Origin of the sequence: Pseudoalteromonas rubra, assembly GCF_005887115.1 — a bacterium.
GTDB classification, from domain to species: Bacteria; Pseudomonadota; Gammaproteobacteria; order Enterobacterales; family Alteromonadaceae; genus Pseudoalteromonas; species Pseudoalteromonas rubra_F.
On the sequence record NZ_PNCJ01000157.1, the window covers coordinates 1 to 304 of the forward strand.

At 47.0% G+C, this 304-nt stretch carries 1 protein-coding gene; it reads right to left on the minus strand.

Going from position 1 to position 304, the window contains the following annotated elements:
• The coding region (locus CWB98_RS23570; RefSeq protein WP_432765900.1) for a sodium:calcium antiporter at window positions 1–304 on the minus strand (304 nt) is incomplete at both ends.

Genomic DNA, 304 nt, shown 5'->3' on the forward strand with positions numbered 1-304 from the left:
AGAGGGGTCGATAACCGATGGGTTTAAAATACCGGCGATGGATAGGACAGCGAGAATATTAAATAGATTCGAGCCGACAATGTTGCCCAGTGCTAAGTCGTCTTCATTTTTCAGCACCCCAGCCACACAAGCAGCAAGTTCCGGTAAACTAGTGCCAATGGCAATGATGGTAAGCCCAATGACTAAATCAGAAAGGCCAAAATACTGGGCTATATCCACTGCTGAGTCGACAATAAAATGCGAACTGATGGGCAGCATCGCCATCCCGATAATTAACCAAATCAGTGCGGACTTGGTGCTCACC